Raw genomic sequence first — 15396 nt, 5'->3', positions numbered from 1 at the left:
GTGTGTCTCTCTCAGTGTCAGGACGGCTGGGGCACGTGGCCGCCCAGGTCCTTGGCCAGCGCCTGCGCCATCTGCGCCAGCTGGGGCGCGATCACCTGGCGCAGGTGGTCCTCGGTGTAGATGAAGGCGGCGGTGCCGCAGTTGAGCGACATGATTTCGCCGTTGGGGCCCACCAGCGGCACCGAGACCGAGTTGATCTCGCGGTGGAAGTCGCCGGCGGAGATGCAGTAGCCCAGGCGGTCGGCCTCGCCCAGCGAGCGCTGCAGGCCGCCTTCGAGCGCGGCCCAGTCGCTGCCGCGCGAAAGCCGCAGCGATTCGATCATGGCCTGGCGTTCCTCGCGCGGGAGGGCCCAGAGGTAGGCGCGGCCGAGCGCGGAATTGGCCATGGGCACGCGCGAGCCGACGTCCAGGCGCGGCGCCAGCATGGTGCTGCGCGGGCGGCAGGCCTCGATGAGCACGATGTCCAGGCCGTCGGGCACGCCCAGGTAGACGGAGCCGCCCACCGCTTCGGCCAGGGCCTGCATGTGGGGACGCGCGACGGCACGGACGTCGAGTCCGGCAAGGAAGACGCGGGCGAGCGACACGACGCCGGGGCCCAGCATGTAGCGGTCGCCGTCCGGTTCCTGCTGCAGCAGGCCGAGCGTGACCAGCGTGGAAGCCAGGCGGGTGACGGTCGGCCGCGGCACGCCGGTCAGCTTCGACAGCTCGGTGGAAGTCAGGACGCGACGCGTTTCTGTGAAGCAGCGCAGCACCGCGACGCCGCGCTCCAGCGCACTGACGGTATCGGGCCGTTGGGCGGAATTGCCGTTGTCTTCGGGTGCCTGCATATTGCATATTTTGAACGTCGCGCTCAAAATAAGCAATACTTTCACCTCGAACTAAGCGTTTACCCGCGCAGGAGACAGACAAAATGGCTGATTCACGCATTTCCCGGCGCCAGTTCGGCGCCTTGGCCGCCGGCGCCGCGCTCGCATCGCCGCTTGCGACGCTGGCCCAAGGCACCTATCCGAACCGGCCGATCCGGCTCGTGGTCGGCCTTGCAGCGGGTGGTTCGCTCGATGGCCAGGCGCGATCGGTCGCGCGCCGCCTCACCGAAATCGCGGGCGTGCAGGTGATCGTCGACAACAAGCCGGGCGCCAGCATGATGCTGTCGGCCAGCGAAGTGATGCGCGCGCCGGCCGACGGCTACACGCTGCTGTACGCACCGTCGTCGGTGTTCGCGCAGAACCCTCACACGCTGTCCAGCGTGCCTTACGACCCGTTCAAGGACTTCACGCCCATCACGCTCGCCGCGCGCGGGCCGCTGGTGCTGACCGTGCACCAGTCGCTGCCGGTGCACACCGTCAAGGACCTGGTGGCGTGGGCCAAGGCGAATCCGGGCAAGCTCAACTTTGCGTCCTTCGGCACCGGCACCTCCTCGCATATCTATGCGATGGCCTTCGCGAAGGCAGTGGGCATCGAGATCACGCACGTTCCGTACAAGGGCACCGCCGACGCCGCGCGCGACCTGCTGGAAGGCCGCGTGCAGGCCTACTTCGACGCCGCGCCTACCGCGATCCAGAACGCCGCCGGTGGCCGCATCCGCATGATCGCCGTGGCCGCGCCCAAGCGCATGCTGGCCGCGCCCGAAGTGCCGACCTTCACCGAGCAGGGCGTGCCCGGCATGGACCTCACCAGCTGGATCGCCATCGTCGGCCCGGCCAACATGCCGCGCGACATCCAGATGAAGGCCAACGCGATGCTGGTGCAGGCGCTGAACTCGCCCGATGTGAAGGACTTCATCGCCAAGGGCGCCTACGAAGCCTCGCCGACGTCGCCGGAAGACCTGATGAAGGAGATGCACGTGGCCTACGACCGCTGGGGCCAGATGGTGAAGCAGATCGGCTTCGAGAAGCAGTGAGCACGGCATGAGCTCGAGCATGCTGCAACTGAAACCCCTGCATCCCTTTGCCGCCGAAGCGAGCGGCATCGATCTCACGCAGCCGCTGTCACCCGCGCAGGTGAAGGCGGTGGAAGACGCGATGGACCAGCACGCCGTGCTGGTGTTCCGCGGCCAGCCGCTCACGCAGGACCAGCAGATCGCCTTTGCCAAGTCGCTGGGGCCGCTGGACCTGGGCCTGCGCAAGCTGAAGGGCGGGCCGCACCGCTTCAAGTACGCGGAGCTGGCCGACATCTCCAACGTGAAGGCCGACGGCGAAGTGGCCGACCGCGAGCACGCCAAGATCGTCGGCAACGTGGCCAACCAGCTGTGGCACAGCGACAGCTCGTTCCAGAAGCCGCGCGCCAAGTACTCGATGCTGTCGGCGGTGACGGTGCCGGGCTTCGGCGGCGAGACCGAGTTCGCCGATCTGCGCATGGCCTACGACGCGCTGCCCGAGTGGCGCAAGAAGCAGATCGCCGGCCTGCAGGCGGTGCACTACGCGCTGCACTCGCGCTTCCTGCTGGGCGACACGCAGTACACCGAGGAACAGCGCACCAGCATCCCGCCGGCCACCTGGCCGCTGGTGCAGGTGGACCCGCGCACGGGGCGCAAGATCCTGTTCGTCGGCATCCATGCCTGCGAGATCGAAGGCATGACGGTGGCCGAGGGGCGCATGCTGATCGCTGACTTGCTCGAGCACGCGACGCAGCGCGAGTTCGTGTACCAGCATCACTGGCAGGTGGGCGACCTGGTGATGTGGGACAACACGGCGACGGTGCACCGCGGAAGGTGGTTCGATTTCGCGGAGCGGCGGGAGCTGCGGCGGGCGACGACGGAGGAAGTGGCCGCGTAATCGTCATTCCCGCGAAGGCGGGAATCCAGGGCGCCCGGGGGGTCACCGCGCCAGCTGCTCGAACACGTCCTCGCTTCCCATCTGCCCGCCCTTGAGCATCACCACCAGCCCATCGAGCGCCGGCTCGTCGTGATGCACCCGGCTCAGCGCCACGCCCGGCCCCAGAGCCCCCGCATACGACAAGCCCCACGCCCCCAAACCCTGCACCGCCAGGCTCGAGGTATCCCCACCCGCAATGCCGATGCGCCGCAGCGGATGCTGGCGCAGCACCTGCCGCAGGAAGCGGGCACTCGCCTGTGCGATCTCGGCGCCGCCGGCTGAATCCTTGGCGCTTCCCTCCGGCGGCGCGGTGACGGCCAGCACGTTGCGGCCTTCCCGCAGCGCGCGCGCCAGCGAACTCGCGGCCGCACTGGAACTGGCCTCGTCGAGCAATTGGGCGGGACTGACCTGGAAGCGCTGGAAGGATGTGGCCGCCTGCACCTGGCGCGCCGTCACCGGCGACAGGCTGCCGGCCAGAACCAGTACGGGCCCTTGGGCGGGCGGCAACGCCGGCTGCGCCTGCACCGGCAAGCGCCAGTGCGCGATCAAAGCCTGCGCAACGGAGCTCGCGCCGATCGCGAGCAAGCGCTCGCGTTGCGCCTCGTCCCAGAGCAAGCGGCCGATTTCGGGAAGATCGTCGTCGCTGGCCACGTCCAGCAGCACGGCGCCCGCCGCCGCCTTGACGCCTACCGCATACGAGGGGTAATGCACCGCCGCCACCGGCTCCAGGCCCTGCAAGGCCAGGTGCTGGCGCAGGTCCGCCTCGGCCATCGGCGTGCTCGGATGGTTGCGCATGGTCGGGTGCCGGTCGATGCGCTCCACGGTGCCTCCGCGTCCCGCGGCAGCAAAGAGGTTGCTGAAGACGCAGTAACGTCCCAGGCTGGGCTGGCCGCCGACGATGGGCAGGAAGTCATTCGCCACGTGCTTGCGCAGCACGCGCGCCGCAACGGCGATGTTGCCCACCCCCGGCGCGCTGTCGAAGGTGGAGCAGACCTTGTAATGCAGCACCGGGACGCGCAGCGACGCGAAGTACGCGCCCACCGGCTCCAGTTCGCGTTCCATCGCGGCCGGGTCCATGGAGCGCGCGGCGCCGGCGATGCCGACGGCCGCCAGCGCGCCACCGAGCGCGTGTTCGGCGGCGGCCTGCCGCCCGGTGGAGGGCACGCCCAGGAACAGCATCGCGCGCAGGCCCGCCTGCGTCAGCACCGCCAGCGTATCGGTGGCGCCGGTGAAGTCGTCGCCGTACCAGCCGATCCGCGGGCCCGCGTTCATGCCGCCTTCTTGCCGAAGAAATCGATGGCGTGGCGCAGCTCGGGCGAACGGGCGGCACGGTCGGTGAGGGTCTCGCCCTTCTGCACCGCGTCCCAGGCTTGCTGCAGGCTGGAGACGCCGGCGGCCGCGCCGTCCGGATGCGCCAGGATGCCGCCGCCGGACATGAAGAGCAGGTCGTTGCTGCGCACGCTGTCCCAGGTGGCGCGCACGGTGCCGGCCCATTGGCCGTTGGAGAAGGCGGGCAGCACGCGGTCGTCCAGGCCCTCGGCCAGCGGCTGCAGCGACACCTGCGCGGCCTCGACGACCTCGTCGTCGTCCTGCGCGAACTTGCCCTGCAGGCCGTGCACGTGCATGTGGTCGACGCCGGCAAGCCGCCACAGCGTCTGCCAGGCCGGATAGGAGAAGCCCAGCAAGGGATGGCGCGAGAGCGCGCCGAAGCCGTTGCGGTGGCCGTGGATGGCCAGCGGGGTATGGCGGCGCAGCGACTGGATCGCCGAGTAGCCGCACCAGTTGAGGCTCGCCATCACGCAGCTGCCGCCCTCGGCCTGCACCAGGTCCGCATGGCGGCGCATGGCATCGAGGTCGTCGCTGATGTTGAAGGCCACCATCACGTGCTTGCCGGTGCGGTCCTGGTGGGCGCGCACCCGCTTCATCACCGCCTTCACGCGCTGCACGAGCGGCGCGTGGTCCGGGTTGCCGCTGCACTCGTCGTCCTTGACGAAGTCCACGCCGGCCGCGCACAGCTTGCCGACCAGCTCGCCGGTCTCTTCCGCCGACAGGCCGACGTTGGGCTTGATGATGGTGCCGATCAGCGGGCGGCCTTGCACGCCGGTGGACTTGCGCGTGCCGGCAATGCCTTGCGTGGGGAAGTCGAACTGGCGGCGGTAGTTCGCCGGCAGGTCGACGGACTCCAGCCGCAGGCCGGTGACTTCACCCAGGTCGAACAGGTTGCCCGACACGGTGGCCGCCAGCGTAGGCAGGTTCGCACCGACGTTGGCCACCGGAAAGCTCACCTTCAGGCGCGCGCGCTGCCAGGTCTGCGGCTTGGCGAACATGCCGCGACGCTGCATCCAGCCGTTCGGCAGGCTGGGTTGCGGCGCGACGTCGAGGAGTTCGATCGACTCGACGATGGCCCGCGCACGCTCGCGCAAGGCTTCGGTCTCGCCCTCGACCCGCGCGAAGGTGCCGCAGGACTGCTCGCCCGCCAGCACTTCGGCCACCTGCGCGACGTCCAGCGGTGTTTCGATCAGGTAGGTCGCGGAAAAGCGTTCGCCGGCCATCGCGTCAGAGCCTGGAGAGGTCGGGGAAGGGCCGCACCGGGTCCTTGCCGTCCCAGTTGCGGGCCGCCTCGCGGATCATCGTGAACAGCTTGCCCTTGGGGCCGGCCACTTCGGAGAGCTCCACCACGGTGCCCGGGTGCAGGCCCGGATGCTTCTTGTCCTCGAAGTAGACGAAGCGGCCGTTCTCGCCGACCTCGCCGCCCATGCAGACCTCGAAGCCGGCCTCTTCGGCGCGCTTGAGGTCGGCGTCGAAGTTCTCCGTCCAGTAGGCGAAGTGCTGCGCGCCCTGGTGGCCGGCGCGGATGAAGTCGCGGTACATGGAGGGCACGTCGTTGCGCGTCTGCAGCAGTTCCACCTGCAAGCCACCGGCATTGGCCAGCGCCACCGAGTTGTGCGGCTCGTAGCGCTCGCCGCGGTAGGTGTAGTTCTTGATGGGAACCCGCGGGTTGTAGAACCAGGGGCCGACCCCCAGCACGTTGGCCCAGTAGTCCATCGCGGCCTCGATGTCGGGCACGAGGTAGGCCACCTGGCGGATCTCGCCGAAGAATCTGCTCATTGGAAAAAGCCTTACTTGAGGAAACCGATGGAGATCCACGGAACCGCGGCGACGACCGCCAGGCCCAGCAGCAGGGCGACGATGTAGCCGCCGATGTGCTTGAGGCCCTCGTCCGGGTGGATCTTGCTGATGGCGCAGGCGCCGTAGTAGCCGACGCCGAACGGCGGGCTGAACAGGCCGATGCCCATGGCGAAGATGACGACCATCGCGTAATGCACCTCGTGGATGCCCACCGCCTTGGCGATGGGGAACAGCAGCGGGCCGAACAGCACGATGGCGGGAATGCCTTCCAGCACCGAGCCCAGCACTACGAAGGCGACGATGGAGATCCCCATGAACCCGATCGCGCCGCCCGGCACGGACTGCATCGCCTTGGCCAGGTCTTGCGAGAAGCCCGACTGCGTCAGGCCCCAGGCCATGGCGGTGGCGCAGCCCACGATGAAGATGATGGCGCCCGTGAGGGACGCGGTCTCCACCAGCATGGTCGGGATGCGCTTGAGGTCGAACTGGCGATGGATGAACAGGCCCACCAGCACCGCGTAGGCGATGCCGATGGTCGACACCTCGGTGGCCGTCGCCACGCCTTCGACCACCGCGGCGCGGATCACGAAGGGCAGGGCGATGGCCGGCAGCGCGACCAGCAGGAACTTGCCGATCTCGGCCTTGGCATAGCGGCGCACCTGCGACAGGTCTTCGCGGCGATAGCGCCACCAGACCACCGCGCAGAGAAAGACGCCGACCACTACCGCCGGCAGCAGCCCGCCGGTGAACAGCGCCGCGATCGACACGCCCGTGACCGAGCCGATGGTGATCAGCACGATGGAAGGCGGAATCGTCTCGGTCTGCGCGCCGGTCGCTGCCAGCAGCGACACCAGGTCACCGGGCTTGGCGCCGCGCTGCTTCATCTCGGGGAACAGCACCGGCGCGATTGCGGCCATGTCGGCGATCTTGGAGCCCGAGATGCCGGACACCAGGTACATCGCGCCGATCAGCACGTACGACAGGCCGCCGCGCACGTGGCCCAGCAGGCTGGCCAGGAACTGGATCATCGCCTTGGCCATACCGGTCATCTCGATCAGCGCGCCCAGGAAGATGAAGAGCGGCACCGCCAGCAGGATCAGGTGCGACATGCCTTCGTCCAGGCGCCCCACCAGCACCAGCATCGGCGTGCGCGTGGTGAGCGCGAGGTAGCCGAAGGTGGCCAGCGCGAAGGAGAAAGCGATGGGCACGCCGCCGAACACACAGGCCGCCACCACGATCACGAAGAACAGCACCAGGTTCAGCTTGCCCAGCGGCGCCAGCAGGGGACCGGCCAGCCAGAACAGCAGCGTGACGGCGGCGGTCGCGGCGACGGCCAGCGCGATGCGCTTGGGCGGCTGCTGGCGAAAGAGGCGCAGCAGCGCCATCACCGCCATCAGCGCGATGCCGACCGGAATGGCACTCGCGCGCCAGGCGTTGCTGATCTCCATCGCCGGGCTCACGACCGGCATCTCTTCCTGCGCGTATTCGAAGGCGGGCCACATCACCAGCGCCAGGAAGGCGAGCGGCACGGTCAGCGCCAGCGTTTCCAGCAGCGCCTGCGCGTGCGGGCCGACGCGGTTCACCAGGCCCGTCATGCGCATGTGCTCGCCGCGCCGCAGCGCGACGACGGCGCCCAGCATCGACATCCAGAGGAACAGCACCGACGCGAGCTCGTCCGACCACACCAGCGGCTTGTGGAAGACGTAGCGGGCGATCACGCCCGCCAGCAGCACGAAGATCTCCACCAGCACCAGGCTGCCGGCGGCGGCTTCGACGGCGGCGCCCAGGCCGGACTCCAGCCGCGCGGCCAGCACGCCCAGCGGGTGCCGGCTGGCCGGGAGCGGCTGCGCCAGGTCGTGGGTCAGCGAGGGCGACATCGCGCGCTCAGGCCAGCTTGCCGACCGACTGTTCCAGCAGGCCCCAGGCCTCGTCGCCGAAGCGGCCCTTCCACTCGGCGTAGAAGCCGGCTTCGCGCAGCTTGGCGCGGAAGCTGTCCGGATTGGCCTTGTTGAACACCAGGCCCTTGGCGGCCAGGTCGGCCTGGAGGGTTTCGTTGAGCTTCTTGATGTCCTCGCGCTGCTTCATGCCGGCGTCGTTGATGGCATTCGACACGATGGGCTTCAGGTCGGCCGGCAGGCTGTCCCACATGCGGCCGTTGGCGATGAACCAGAAGCCGTCCCAGATGTGGTTGGACAGCGAGCAGTTCTTCTGCACCTCGAACAGCTTGGCCACCTGGATGATGGGCAGCGGGTTCTCCTGCGCGTCGACGATCTTGGTCTGCAGCGCGGAATAGACCTCGCTGAACTGCAGGCTGGCCGGCGATGCGCCCAGGCCCTTGAACATGCTCACCGACAGCGGGCTCACCGGCACGCGGATCTTCAGGCCGTCCATGTCCTTGGCGCTCGTGATCGGGCCCTTGCTGGACGTCATCTGGCGGAAACCGTTGTCCCACATCTTCTCGAAGGCGTGCAGCTTCATCTTGCCGATGGCGGCGCGCACGTGGGCGCCGACCTTGCCGTCCATGGCGTTCCAGACCTGGCCGTAGTCACCGAAGGCGAAGCCCGTGGCGTTGATGGCGGCCACCGGCACCAGCGTGGCGATCACCAGCGCGGAAGGCGTGAAGAAGTCGATGCCGCCCGAGCGCACCTGCGCCAGCATGTCGGTGTCGCCCCCCAGCTGGTTGTTCGGGAAGATCTTGACCTCGACGCGGCCCTTGCTTTCCTTGGCGATGCGGTCGGCCGCTTCCTGCGCGCGCACGTTCAGCGGGTGCGTCACCGGCAGGTTGTTGCCGTACTTCAGCGAGTACTCGGCGGCGTGCGCGAAGGTGGGCAGCGCGGTGGCGATGCCGGCGGCGGGCAGGGCGCCCAGGCTGCGCAGGACGGAGCGGCGCGTGAAGGAAGCGGTCATCGGGTTTGTCTCCTGTTGCTTGACGGGTTCTGAGGTGTTCTGAGGCGGGTGCGTTGCCCTTGGCCTCGAGTGGCGCTAGAGTAGGTGCCAAGGGCCGGCGCGTCAAACCGGTGAATTGAGGGGTTTTGAGGTGCCGCTGCCACGCATGGAAGAAGTCGCCGAACGCGCCGAGGTTTCGCTCGCGACGGTGGACCGCGTGCTACACGGGCGCAGCGGCGTGCGCGCGGCGACGGTGCAGCGCGTGATGCGCGCGGCCGCCGACCTGGGCTACGTGACGCAGCCCGAAGCGTACAACGCGCTCGCGCCCAAGCCGCTGAAGCTGGCTTTCCTGATCCCCGAAGGCAGCAACCGCTTCCTGCGCATGCTGGGCGACCTGATCGGCTATTCGCAGGACCACTGGGCGCCCTTCAACGTGCGCTGCCAGGCCGAATACATCGAGAGCTTCAACCCCGAGGCGCTGGCGCGCGCGCTGTTGCGCTATGGGAAGAAATGCGACGGCATCGCCTTCATGGCGCTGGAGCATCCGCTGGTGCGCGAAGCCGTGTCGGAGCTGGAGGCGCAAGGCGTGCCGACGGTGACGCTGATCTCGGACCTGTCGAACTCCAAGCGGGCTGCGTACGTCGGGCTCGACAACCGCGCGGCCGGGCGAACCGCGGCCTACCTGATCGCGCGCTTCATGGGGCCGCTGGCGCTGGGGACGACGGCAAAGGTGGCGATGATCGCGGGCTCACTGAGCTACCGCGCGCACGAGGAGCGCGAGGCGGGCTTCCTGCACCTGTTCCAGGAGGACTATCCCGGCGTGCACGTGGTCGGCGCGCGCGAGGGGCAGGACGATGCGGAGAAGAATTACCGGCAGGCGCGGGCGCTGTTCGAACAGCATGGCGACCTGGCCGGCATCTACAACATCGGCGGTGGGGCGGAGGGCATAGGCCGGGCGATCCACGAGGCGAAGCTGGCGCGCAAGCCGGTCTTCATCGGGCATGGCCTGACGCCGGACACACGCGCGCTGTTGATCGATGGAACCCTGGATGCGGTGATCACGCAGAACCCGCAGGGGGCGGTGATGAATTGCGTGCGCATCTTTGCCAACCTGCGCGATGGGCGCGAGCCGCACAGCGGGACGGAGCAGGTGCGCAGCCAGGTGATCTTTCGCGAGAATTTGCCGTAGACGCTTGTCATTCCCGCGAAGGCGGGAATCCAGGGCGCTCTGGGTCCCCGCCTACGCGGGGATGACGGCGGGCGGCGCGTCCTCTTCATCCTCCGCCTCCAGCTGCTGCAACAGATACAGCCGCTGGTACAGCCCGTCCTCGATCCCCATCAGCTCCTCGTGCCTGCCCATCTCCGCCGCCCGTCCATGGTGCAGCACCAGGATGTTGTCCGCGTCGCGCACCGTCGACAGCCGATGCGCGATCGCCACCACCGTCACCTTGCCGTGCAGTGCGTCCAGCGCCTGCTGCACCCGCTGCTCCGTTTCCGAATCGATGTGCGAAGTGGCCTCGTCGAGGAAGAGGATGCGCGGCTGGCCGGCGAGCGCCCGCGCGATCGCGAGCAACTGCTTCTGCCCCACCGACAGCCGCGCGCCGCCTTCGCCCAGCGGCGTGTCGTAGCCCTGTTCCAGCCGCAGGATCAGGTCGTGCGCGTGCGCCGCCTTGGCCGCGGTTTCGATCTGCGCCTGCGTGAGGTTGCGGCCCATCGCGATGTTGTCGCGCGCCGTGCCCGCCAGCAGGAAGGGCTCCTGCGGCACCAGCCCGACGCTGGCGCGCAGGTGATCCTCGCCGATGGCTTCCAGCGGCGCGTTGTCGATGCGGATGCTGCCCGGCGGCGCCACGTAGAAGCGCAGCAGCAGCGACAGCAAGGTGCTCTTGCCGCTGCCGGTGGGCCCGACGATGCCGAGGAAGCTGCCGGGCGCGATCTCCAGGTTCAAACCGTGCAGCACGCGCTGGCCTTCCTGGTAGCCGAAGTCCAAATCGGAGATCGAGATCGCGCCGCGCGTGACGCGCCCGTGTTCCTGCGCCAGCGGCGCCTCGGCTTCCTCCAGCAGCGCGTGCACCCGTGCCGCCCCCACCATCGCCTGCTGCAGCTGCGAGAACTGCATGGTGATCTGCACCAGCGGCTCGACGACCCGCGTGATGTAACTGATGAAGGCGTACAGGATGCCGAGCTCCAGCGCGCCCATCGCGCCGCTGCCGGCTCGCGTGCCGAACACCCACAGCACCACCGCCAGCAGGCCCACGTGCAGGAAGTCCAGCACCGGCCGCAACAGCCAGGCGTTGGCGCGCAGCTCGCGCGTGCGCGAGTGGAAGTGCTCCTCGTTCAATTTGTCGAAGCGGGCGCGGAAGCGCGACGCGGCATTGGCGGCCTGCAGCACCGGCATGCCGGAGATCGACTCGGCGACGTGCGCATTGAGGTCGCTGCGCAGCGCGCGCGTGCGCGTGACCGCCGGCGCCGACAACCGCTGGTACAGCCGCACGATGATGATCACCGCCGGCACCAGCGCGGCGACGATCAGCATCAGCCGCCAATCGAGCCACAGCATCGCCAGCATGGCGCCCGTCAGCACGATCAGGCTGTCCAGGATGACGAACAGGACCTGCACGTAGAGCGTCTTCACCGCTTCGGTGTCGTTGGTCACGCGGCTCACCAGCTGGCCCGTGATGGCGTGGTCGAAGAAGGACATGGGCAGGCGCAGCACGTGCGCATACACGCGCTCGCGGATGCGCTGCACCGAGCGCATCGCCACGCCGGCCAGGCGCGCCAGCTGCAGGTAGCGGATCCAGCTGGCGGCCACGCCGGCCACCAGCGCGCCGACCAGCAGCCCCGCGATGGCCGGGAGGTCGGCGTTGCGCGGCAGCAGGTAGGTGTCGATCAGGAACTTGCCCGCCAGCGGGCCCAGCGCCTCCAGCGCCGCGGCCACCACCAGCCAGCCGATGCCGTGCAGCACGTGCCGGCGCTCGGGGGCGCCGGCGCGCAGCAACAGCTTGCGGGCGTCCGCCGTGTTCACTTCATTCGGTGGCATCGAGGCTCGCTTCGAGTTGCTGGTAGCGCCATTGGCGGGCGTACCAGCCGTCGTGCGCCAGCAGCGCGGCATGGTCGCCTTGTTCGGCGAGATGGCCTTCGCGCAGCACCACGATGTGGTCGGCGTCGGCCACGGCGCTCAGGCGGTGGCCGACGATGATGACGGTGCGGCCCACGCGCGCGTCGCGCAGGTGGGCCAGGATCCGCGCTTCCGTATCCGCGTCGACGGCCGACAGCGCGTCGTCCAGCAGCAGCAGCGGAGCGTCGGCCAGCAGCGCTCGCGCAATGGCCACGCGCTGGCGCTGGCCGCCCGACAGCGTGACGCCCCGCTCGCCCACCGGCGTGTCGTAGCCTTGCGGCAGCCGGCGGATGTCGTCGTGCACGGCGGCGAGGCGCGCGGCGTTCTCGATCTCTTCGCGCGTGGCGTCGGGGCGGGCAAGGGCGATGTTCTCGGCCACCGAGGCGGAGAAGAGGAAGGGCTCCTGCGGCACCCAGGCAATGGCCGAACGCAAGGTGTCCAGCGTGTAGTCGGGCAGGGCGATGCCGCTCCAGCGCAGCGAGCCGCTGTCCGGTGCGTGATGCCGCAGCAGCAGCCGCAGCAGCGTCGACTTGCCGGCGCCGGTCGGGCCGACCAGGCCCAGCGTGCGGCCGGGGCGCAGCGTGAGGCTCACGCCGTCCAGGGCCGCGCGCGCCACCTGGCCCGGGTAGTGGAAGCGCACGTCCTGCATCTCGATGGCGCCCGGCACGACGGCGGCCACGGTGCCGTGGTCGTCCACCGCCAGCGGCGCGTCGAGCACCGGCTGCAGCCGGCCCCAGGCCGCCTTGCCGCGCTCCAATAAGGAGAGCACCCAGCCGGCCGCGAACATCGGCCAGATCAGCTGGCCCAGGTACATGCTGAAGCTGGTGAGCTGGCCCACGGTCAGCTGTGACTGCCAGACCAGCCAGCCGCCGACGCCCAGCACCAGCATCGTGGCCGTCGCGAAGGTGAAGCCCACGGCCGGCTCATAGGCCGCTTCCCATTTCTGCGCCAGGAAGCTGGAGTCGGCCGCGCCGCTGGCCAGCTTCTGGAACTGCTGCTCGCTGTGCGCCAGCAGGCCGAGCGCCCGCACCGTGCGCACGCCGGCCAGCGTCTCCTGCACGTGGTCGTTGAGCGCGGCAAAGCGCTCCAGCGATTCACGGGAGGCTTCGTGCACGTGGTGCGAGATCCACCAGAAGGCCAGTGCCATCAGCGGGAAAGGCAGGATGGCGAAGGCGGCCAGGCGCCAGTCGACGCCCAGCGACATCGTCGCCACCACCAGCACCAGCGTGAGCGTTCCGTCGAAGCCGGCCAGCATCGCCTCGCCCGCGGCCATCTCGACCGCGTCGATGTCGTTGGTGGCCATCGCCATCAGGTTGCCGGTGCGGCGGTGCTGGTAGAAGGCGGCGCCTTGCCGCGACAGCGTGGAATAGAGGCGTTCCCGCAACTCGACACCCAGCCGGTACGCAGCCGCATAGAGCTTCAGGCGCCAGCCGACGCGCAGGAAGTAGACGACCAGCCCGGCCGCAACGAGCCAGGCCAGTTCGACCAGCAGGCTGCGGCCGCGCATCGTGCCCGCGGCGAGGCCGTCGACGATGTGCCCGATCTGCCTGGGGATCCAGACGATGAGCACGGCGATGCCGGCGAGCATCAGCCCCGAGGAGGCATAGGCCGCCCAGTGGCGGCGCAGGAAGCGGCCGATGAGGAGGTAGAGGGACATGGGCGTTGGAGCCGCGTTCGCTCGCCGCTCGTGACGGCTGGAAACACGGAAGCAGCGATTCTAGGGACTCGGCTCCCTCCGATTTGCGCCGCGCGCCTAGCGGGGTTTTTGCTGCAAGTGCACAATGGCCTTTCAGGGAGCAGCCATCATGAAATACACGTCCCAGGGTTCGTTCGCGCTGTGGATCGGTGCGGCCTCGGCCGCCGTGGCCATGGGCATGGTGGCGCCCAGCGAGAGCGGCCTCATGGGCCAGCTGCCCCCGCTGGCCGCCAAGGCGCGCGACCAGCGTTCGCTGGTCCTGCCGCAGGAACTGCCGGCCGAGCGCACGCTCGCGCTGCTGGTGTTCAAGCAGGACCAGAAGGAAGAAGCCCGCAGCTGGATCGAAGGCATGGGCCTGCGCAAGGACCCGAGCATTCCCTGGCTGAAGATGCGCGTGGTGCCGGCCGAGGCCGGGCCGGTGGGCCTGACCATGGAATCGTCGGCGCGCCCGCTGCCGGCGGGGCTGCGCGCCGATCGCCTGCTCTCCGTCTCCACCGACACCGGCCGCCTGGTGCAGGCCATGGGCCTGTTCAACACCGACCACGCGCAGGTGGTCGTGCTGGGCCGTGATGGGCAGGTGCTCGCCAAGGCGCAAGGGTCGTACGACCAGGACAAGGCGAAGGCGTTGATGGAGACGCTGCGGTCGGATTGAGCGCCCCGCGCATGCCATTGCGGGCTTGGCCCGCAATCCAGGCCCGCGAACGGTCGAGCGGCGTTGCTGGATCCCGGGTCAAGCCCGGGATGACACTTCCACCATCTCCTCGCCGTACTGCTTCGCCCGCCGTGCATACCCGGCGGCGGTCTTGTACAGGCGCGCCACGTCTTCCTCGCTCAGCTGCCGCACCAGCTTCGCCGGCGACCCGAGGATCAGCGAGCGGTCCGGAAACACCTTCCCCTCGGTGACCAGCGCGCCCGCGCCGACCAGGCTCTCCTTGCCGATCACCGCGCCGTTCATCACGACCGCCTGGATGCCCACCAGCGAACCCTGGCCCACGGTGCAGCCGTGCAGCATCGCCTGATGCCCGACCGACACGTCGTCGGCCAGCGTCAGCGGAAACCCCGGATCCGCATGCAGCACGGCGCCCTCCTGGACGTTGCAGCGCGCGCCGAGCCGGATCGGCTCGTTGTCGCCGCGGGCGACGGCGCCGAACCACACGCTGGATTGCTCGCCGACGATCACTTCGCCCACGAGCGTGGCTTCCCTGGCCACGAAGGCGCTGGCGTGGACCTGGGGTTGCTTGCTGCCGATGCGGTACTGGGTCATGCGGCGATTGTCACCCGAGGTGCAGCCGCGTCGAGTCCTTCACTTCCTCCATCACCGCATAGGTGCGCGTCTCGCGCACGCCCGGCAACTGCCACAGCACGGTGCCGGCGAAGTTGCGGTAGGCCTCCATGTCGGCGACGCGCGTCTTCAACAGGTAGTCGAAGCCGCCCGCCACCATGTGGCATTCCAGGATCTCCGGGTGCACCAGCACCGCGGCCTTGAACTGGTCGAACACGTTGGGGGTGGTGCGGTCCAGCATCACCTCGACGAACACCAGCAGCCCCGCGCCGAGCAGCGCCGGATTGAGCTTGGCCTCGTAGCCCAGGATGTAGCCCTCGCGCGTGAGCCGCTGCACGCGCGCCAGCACCGCGGTGGGCGACAGGGTGACGGCCTCGGCCAGCTTCAGGTTGGAGATGCGGCCATCCTCCTGCAGCACCTGCAGGATGCGGCGGTCGATGCGGTCCAGGGCGTCGTCGGTGGCCATCGGCTAGCG

The 15396-nt window shown here is 69.2% G+C and carries 14 protein-coding genes; 4 read left to right on the top strand and 10 right to left on the bottom strand.

The features are described 5' to 3' along the window. Positions 1-17: 17 nt before the first annotated feature. On the bottom strand, positions 18-827 hold the full coding sequence (locus LZ009_RS16340) for an IclR family transcriptional regulator (RefSeq protein WP_275699012.1): 810 nt from the start codon (positions 825-827) through the stop codon (positions 18-20). 83 nt (positions 828-910) lie between these two features. On the opposite strand from LZ009_RS16340, the gene LZ009_RS16335 reads away from it, so the two are divergent. Continuing rightward, complete coding sequence (locus LZ009_RS16335) at positions 911-1900, top strand: Bug family tripartite tricarboxylate transporter substrate binding protein (protein ID WP_275699011.1); 990 nt, start codon at positions 911-913, stop codon at positions 1898-1900. Between the two features lie 19 nt (positions 1901-1919). Continuing rightward, a complete protein-coding gene (locus LZ009_RS16330; RefSeq protein WP_275699010.1) occupies positions 1920-2774 on the top strand; it encodes a TauD/TfdA dioxygenase family protein in 855 nt (284 codons plus the stop codon). Positions 2775-2816: 42 nt separating this feature from the next. On the opposite strand, the gene LZ009_RS16325 is transcribed toward LZ009_RS16330, so the two are convergent. The 5 genes from LZ009_RS16325 to LZ009_RS16305 are packed head-to-tail and all read right to left on the bottom strand — an operon-like array spanning position 2817 to position 8849. Beyond that, positions 2817-4085 (bottom strand): four-carbon acid sugar kinase family protein, encoded by a 1269-nt coding sequence (locus tag LZ009_RS16325; protein ID WP_275699009.1) that lies wholly within the window; start codon positions 4083-4085, stop codon positions 2817-2819. Then, a complete protein-coding gene (locus LZ009_RS16320) occupies positions 4082-5365 on the bottom strand; it encodes a ribulose-bisphosphate carboxylase large subunit family protein (protein WP_275699008.1) in 1284 nt (427 codons plus the stop codon). Before LZ009_RS16320 ends, LZ009_RS16325 begins: the two co-directional genes overlap by 4 nt. A 4-nt stretch (positions 5366-5369) precedes the next feature. Beyond that, a complete protein-coding gene (locus tag LZ009_RS16315) occupies positions 5370-5921 on the bottom strand; it encodes a VOC family protein (RefSeq protein WP_275699007.1) in 552 nt (183 codons plus the stop codon). A gap of 11 nt (positions 5922-5932) precedes the next feature. After that, positions 5933-7819, bottom strand: a complete 1887-nt coding sequence (locus LZ009_RS16310; protein ID WP_275699006.1) for a TRAP transporter large permease — start codon at positions 7817-7819, stop codon at positions 5933-5935. Positions 7820-7826: 7 nt separating this feature from the next. Further along, positions 7827-8849, bottom strand: coding sequence for a TRAP transporter substrate-binding protein (locus LZ009_RS16305; protein WP_275699005.1), 1023 nt, complete (start codon positions 8847-8849; stop codon positions 7827-7829). Between the two features lie 145 nt (positions 8850-8994). On the opposite strand from LZ009_RS16305, the gene LZ009_RS16300 reads away from it, so the two are divergent. After that, positions 8995-10017: a LacI family DNA-binding transcriptional regulator gene (locus LZ009_RS16300; RefSeq protein ID WP_275699004.1), complete on the top strand. Its 1023-nt coding sequence runs from the start codon at positions 8995-8997 to the stop codon at positions 10015-10017. 51 nt (positions 10018-10068) lie between these two features. Here LZ009_RS16300 and LZ009_RS16295 read toward each other — a convergent pair whose 3' ends face one another. Both LZ009_RS16295 and LZ009_RS16290 read right to left on the bottom strand, forming a co-directional pair. After that, complete coding sequence (locus LZ009_RS16295) at positions 10069-11865, bottom strand: ABC transporter ATP-binding protein (RefSeq protein ID WP_275699003.1); 1797 nt, start codon at positions 11863-11865, stop codon at positions 10069-10071. After that, positions 11852-13600, bottom strand: coding sequence for an ABC transporter transmembrane domain-containing protein (locus tag LZ009_RS16290; RefSeq protein ID WP_275699002.1), 1749 nt, complete (start codon positions 13598-13600; stop codon positions 11852-11854). Before LZ009_RS16290 ends, LZ009_RS16295 begins: the two co-directional genes overlap by 14 nt. 148 nt (positions 13601-13748) lie before the next feature. On the opposite strand from LZ009_RS16290, the gene LZ009_RS16285 reads away from it, so the two are divergent. Beyond that, entirely contained in the window at positions 13749-14291 is a 543-nt protein-coding gene (locus LZ009_RS16285) for a hypothetical protein (RefSeq protein ID WP_275699001.1), read from the top strand. 78 nt (positions 14292-14369) lie between these two features. Here the strand turns inward: LZ009_RS16285 and LZ009_RS16280 are convergent, their stop codons facing one another. Both LZ009_RS16280 and LZ009_RS16275 read right to left on the bottom strand, forming a co-directional pair. Continuing rightward, on the bottom strand, positions 14370-14903 hold the full coding sequence (locus tag LZ009_RS16280; RefSeq protein WP_275699000.1) for a gamma carbonic anhydrase family protein: 534 nt from the start codon (positions 14901-14903) through the stop codon (positions 14370-14372). Between the two features lie 10 nt (positions 14904-14913). Continuing rightward, positions 14914-15387 (bottom strand): Lrp/AsnC ligand binding domain-containing protein, encoded by a 474-nt coding sequence (locus LZ009_RS16275; RefSeq protein ID WP_275698999.1) that lies wholly within the window; start codon positions 15385-15387, stop codon positions 14914-14916. Positions 15388-15396 lie beyond the last annotated feature (9 nt).

It is taken from the genome of Ramlibacter paludis (assembly GCF_022012305.1).
Classification (GTDB): domain Bacteria; phylum Pseudomonadota; class Gammaproteobacteria; order Burkholderiales; family Burkholderiaceae_C; genus Ramlibacter; species Ramlibacter paludis.
The sequence above is the reverse complement of the archived record's forward strand: the minus strand, read 5'-3'. Positions and strand labels throughout refer to the sequence as shown.

Coding starts and splice junctions, on each gene's coding strand:
- LZ009_RS16335 (WP_275699011.1), top strand. CDS start 911: ATGGCTGATTCACGCATTTCCCGGCGCCAGTTCGGCGCCTTGGCCGCC.
- LZ009_RS16300 (WP_275699004.1), top strand. CDS start 8,995: ATGGAAGAAGTCGCCGAACGCGCCGAGGTTTCGCTCGCGACGGTGGAC.
- LZ009_RS16275 (WP_275698999.1), bottom strand. CDS start 15,387: ATGGCCACCGACGACGCCCTGGACCGCATCGACCGCCGCATCCTGCAG.
- LZ009_RS16325 (WP_275699009.1), bottom strand. CDS start 4,085: ATGAACGCGGGCCCGCGGATCGGCTGGTACGGCGACGACTTCACCGGC.
- LZ009_RS16330 (WP_275699010.1), top strand. CDS start 1,920: ATGCTGCAACTGAAACCCCTGCATCCCTTTGCCGCCGAAGCGAGCGGC.
- LZ009_RS16295 (WP_275699003.1), bottom strand. CDS start 11,865: ATGCCACCGAATGAAGTGAACACGGCGGACGCCCGCAAGCTGTTGCTG.
- LZ009_RS16280 (WP_275699000.1), bottom strand. CDS start 14,903: ATGACCCAGTACCGCATCGGCAGCAAGCAACCCCAGGTCCACGCCAGC.
- LZ009_RS16320 (WP_275699008.1), bottom strand. CDS start 5,365: ATGGCCGGCGAACGCTTTTCCGCGACCTACCTGATCGAAACACCGCTG.
- LZ009_RS16315 (WP_275699007.1), bottom strand. CDS start 5,921: ATGAGCAGATTCTTCGGCGAGATCCGCCAGGTGGCCTACCTCGTGCCC.
- LZ009_RS16285 (WP_275699001.1), top strand. CDS start 13,749: ATGAAATACACGTCCCAGGGTTCGTTCGCGCTGTGGATCGGTGCGGCC.
- LZ009_RS16340 (WP_275699012.1), bottom strand. CDS start 827: ATGCAGGCACCCGAAGACAACGGCAATTCCGCCCAACGGCCCGATACC.
- LZ009_RS16310 (WP_275699006.1), bottom strand. CDS start 7,819: ATGTCGCCCTCGCTGACCCACGACCTGGCGCAGCCGCTCCCGGCCAGC.
- LZ009_RS16290 (WP_275699002.1), bottom strand. CDS start 13,600: ATGTCCCTCTACCTCCTCATCGGCCGCTTCCTGCGCCGCCACTGGGCG.
- LZ009_RS16305 (WP_275699005.1), bottom strand. CDS start 8,849: ATGACCGCTTCCTTCACGCGCCGCTCCGTCCTGCGCAGCCTGGGCGCC.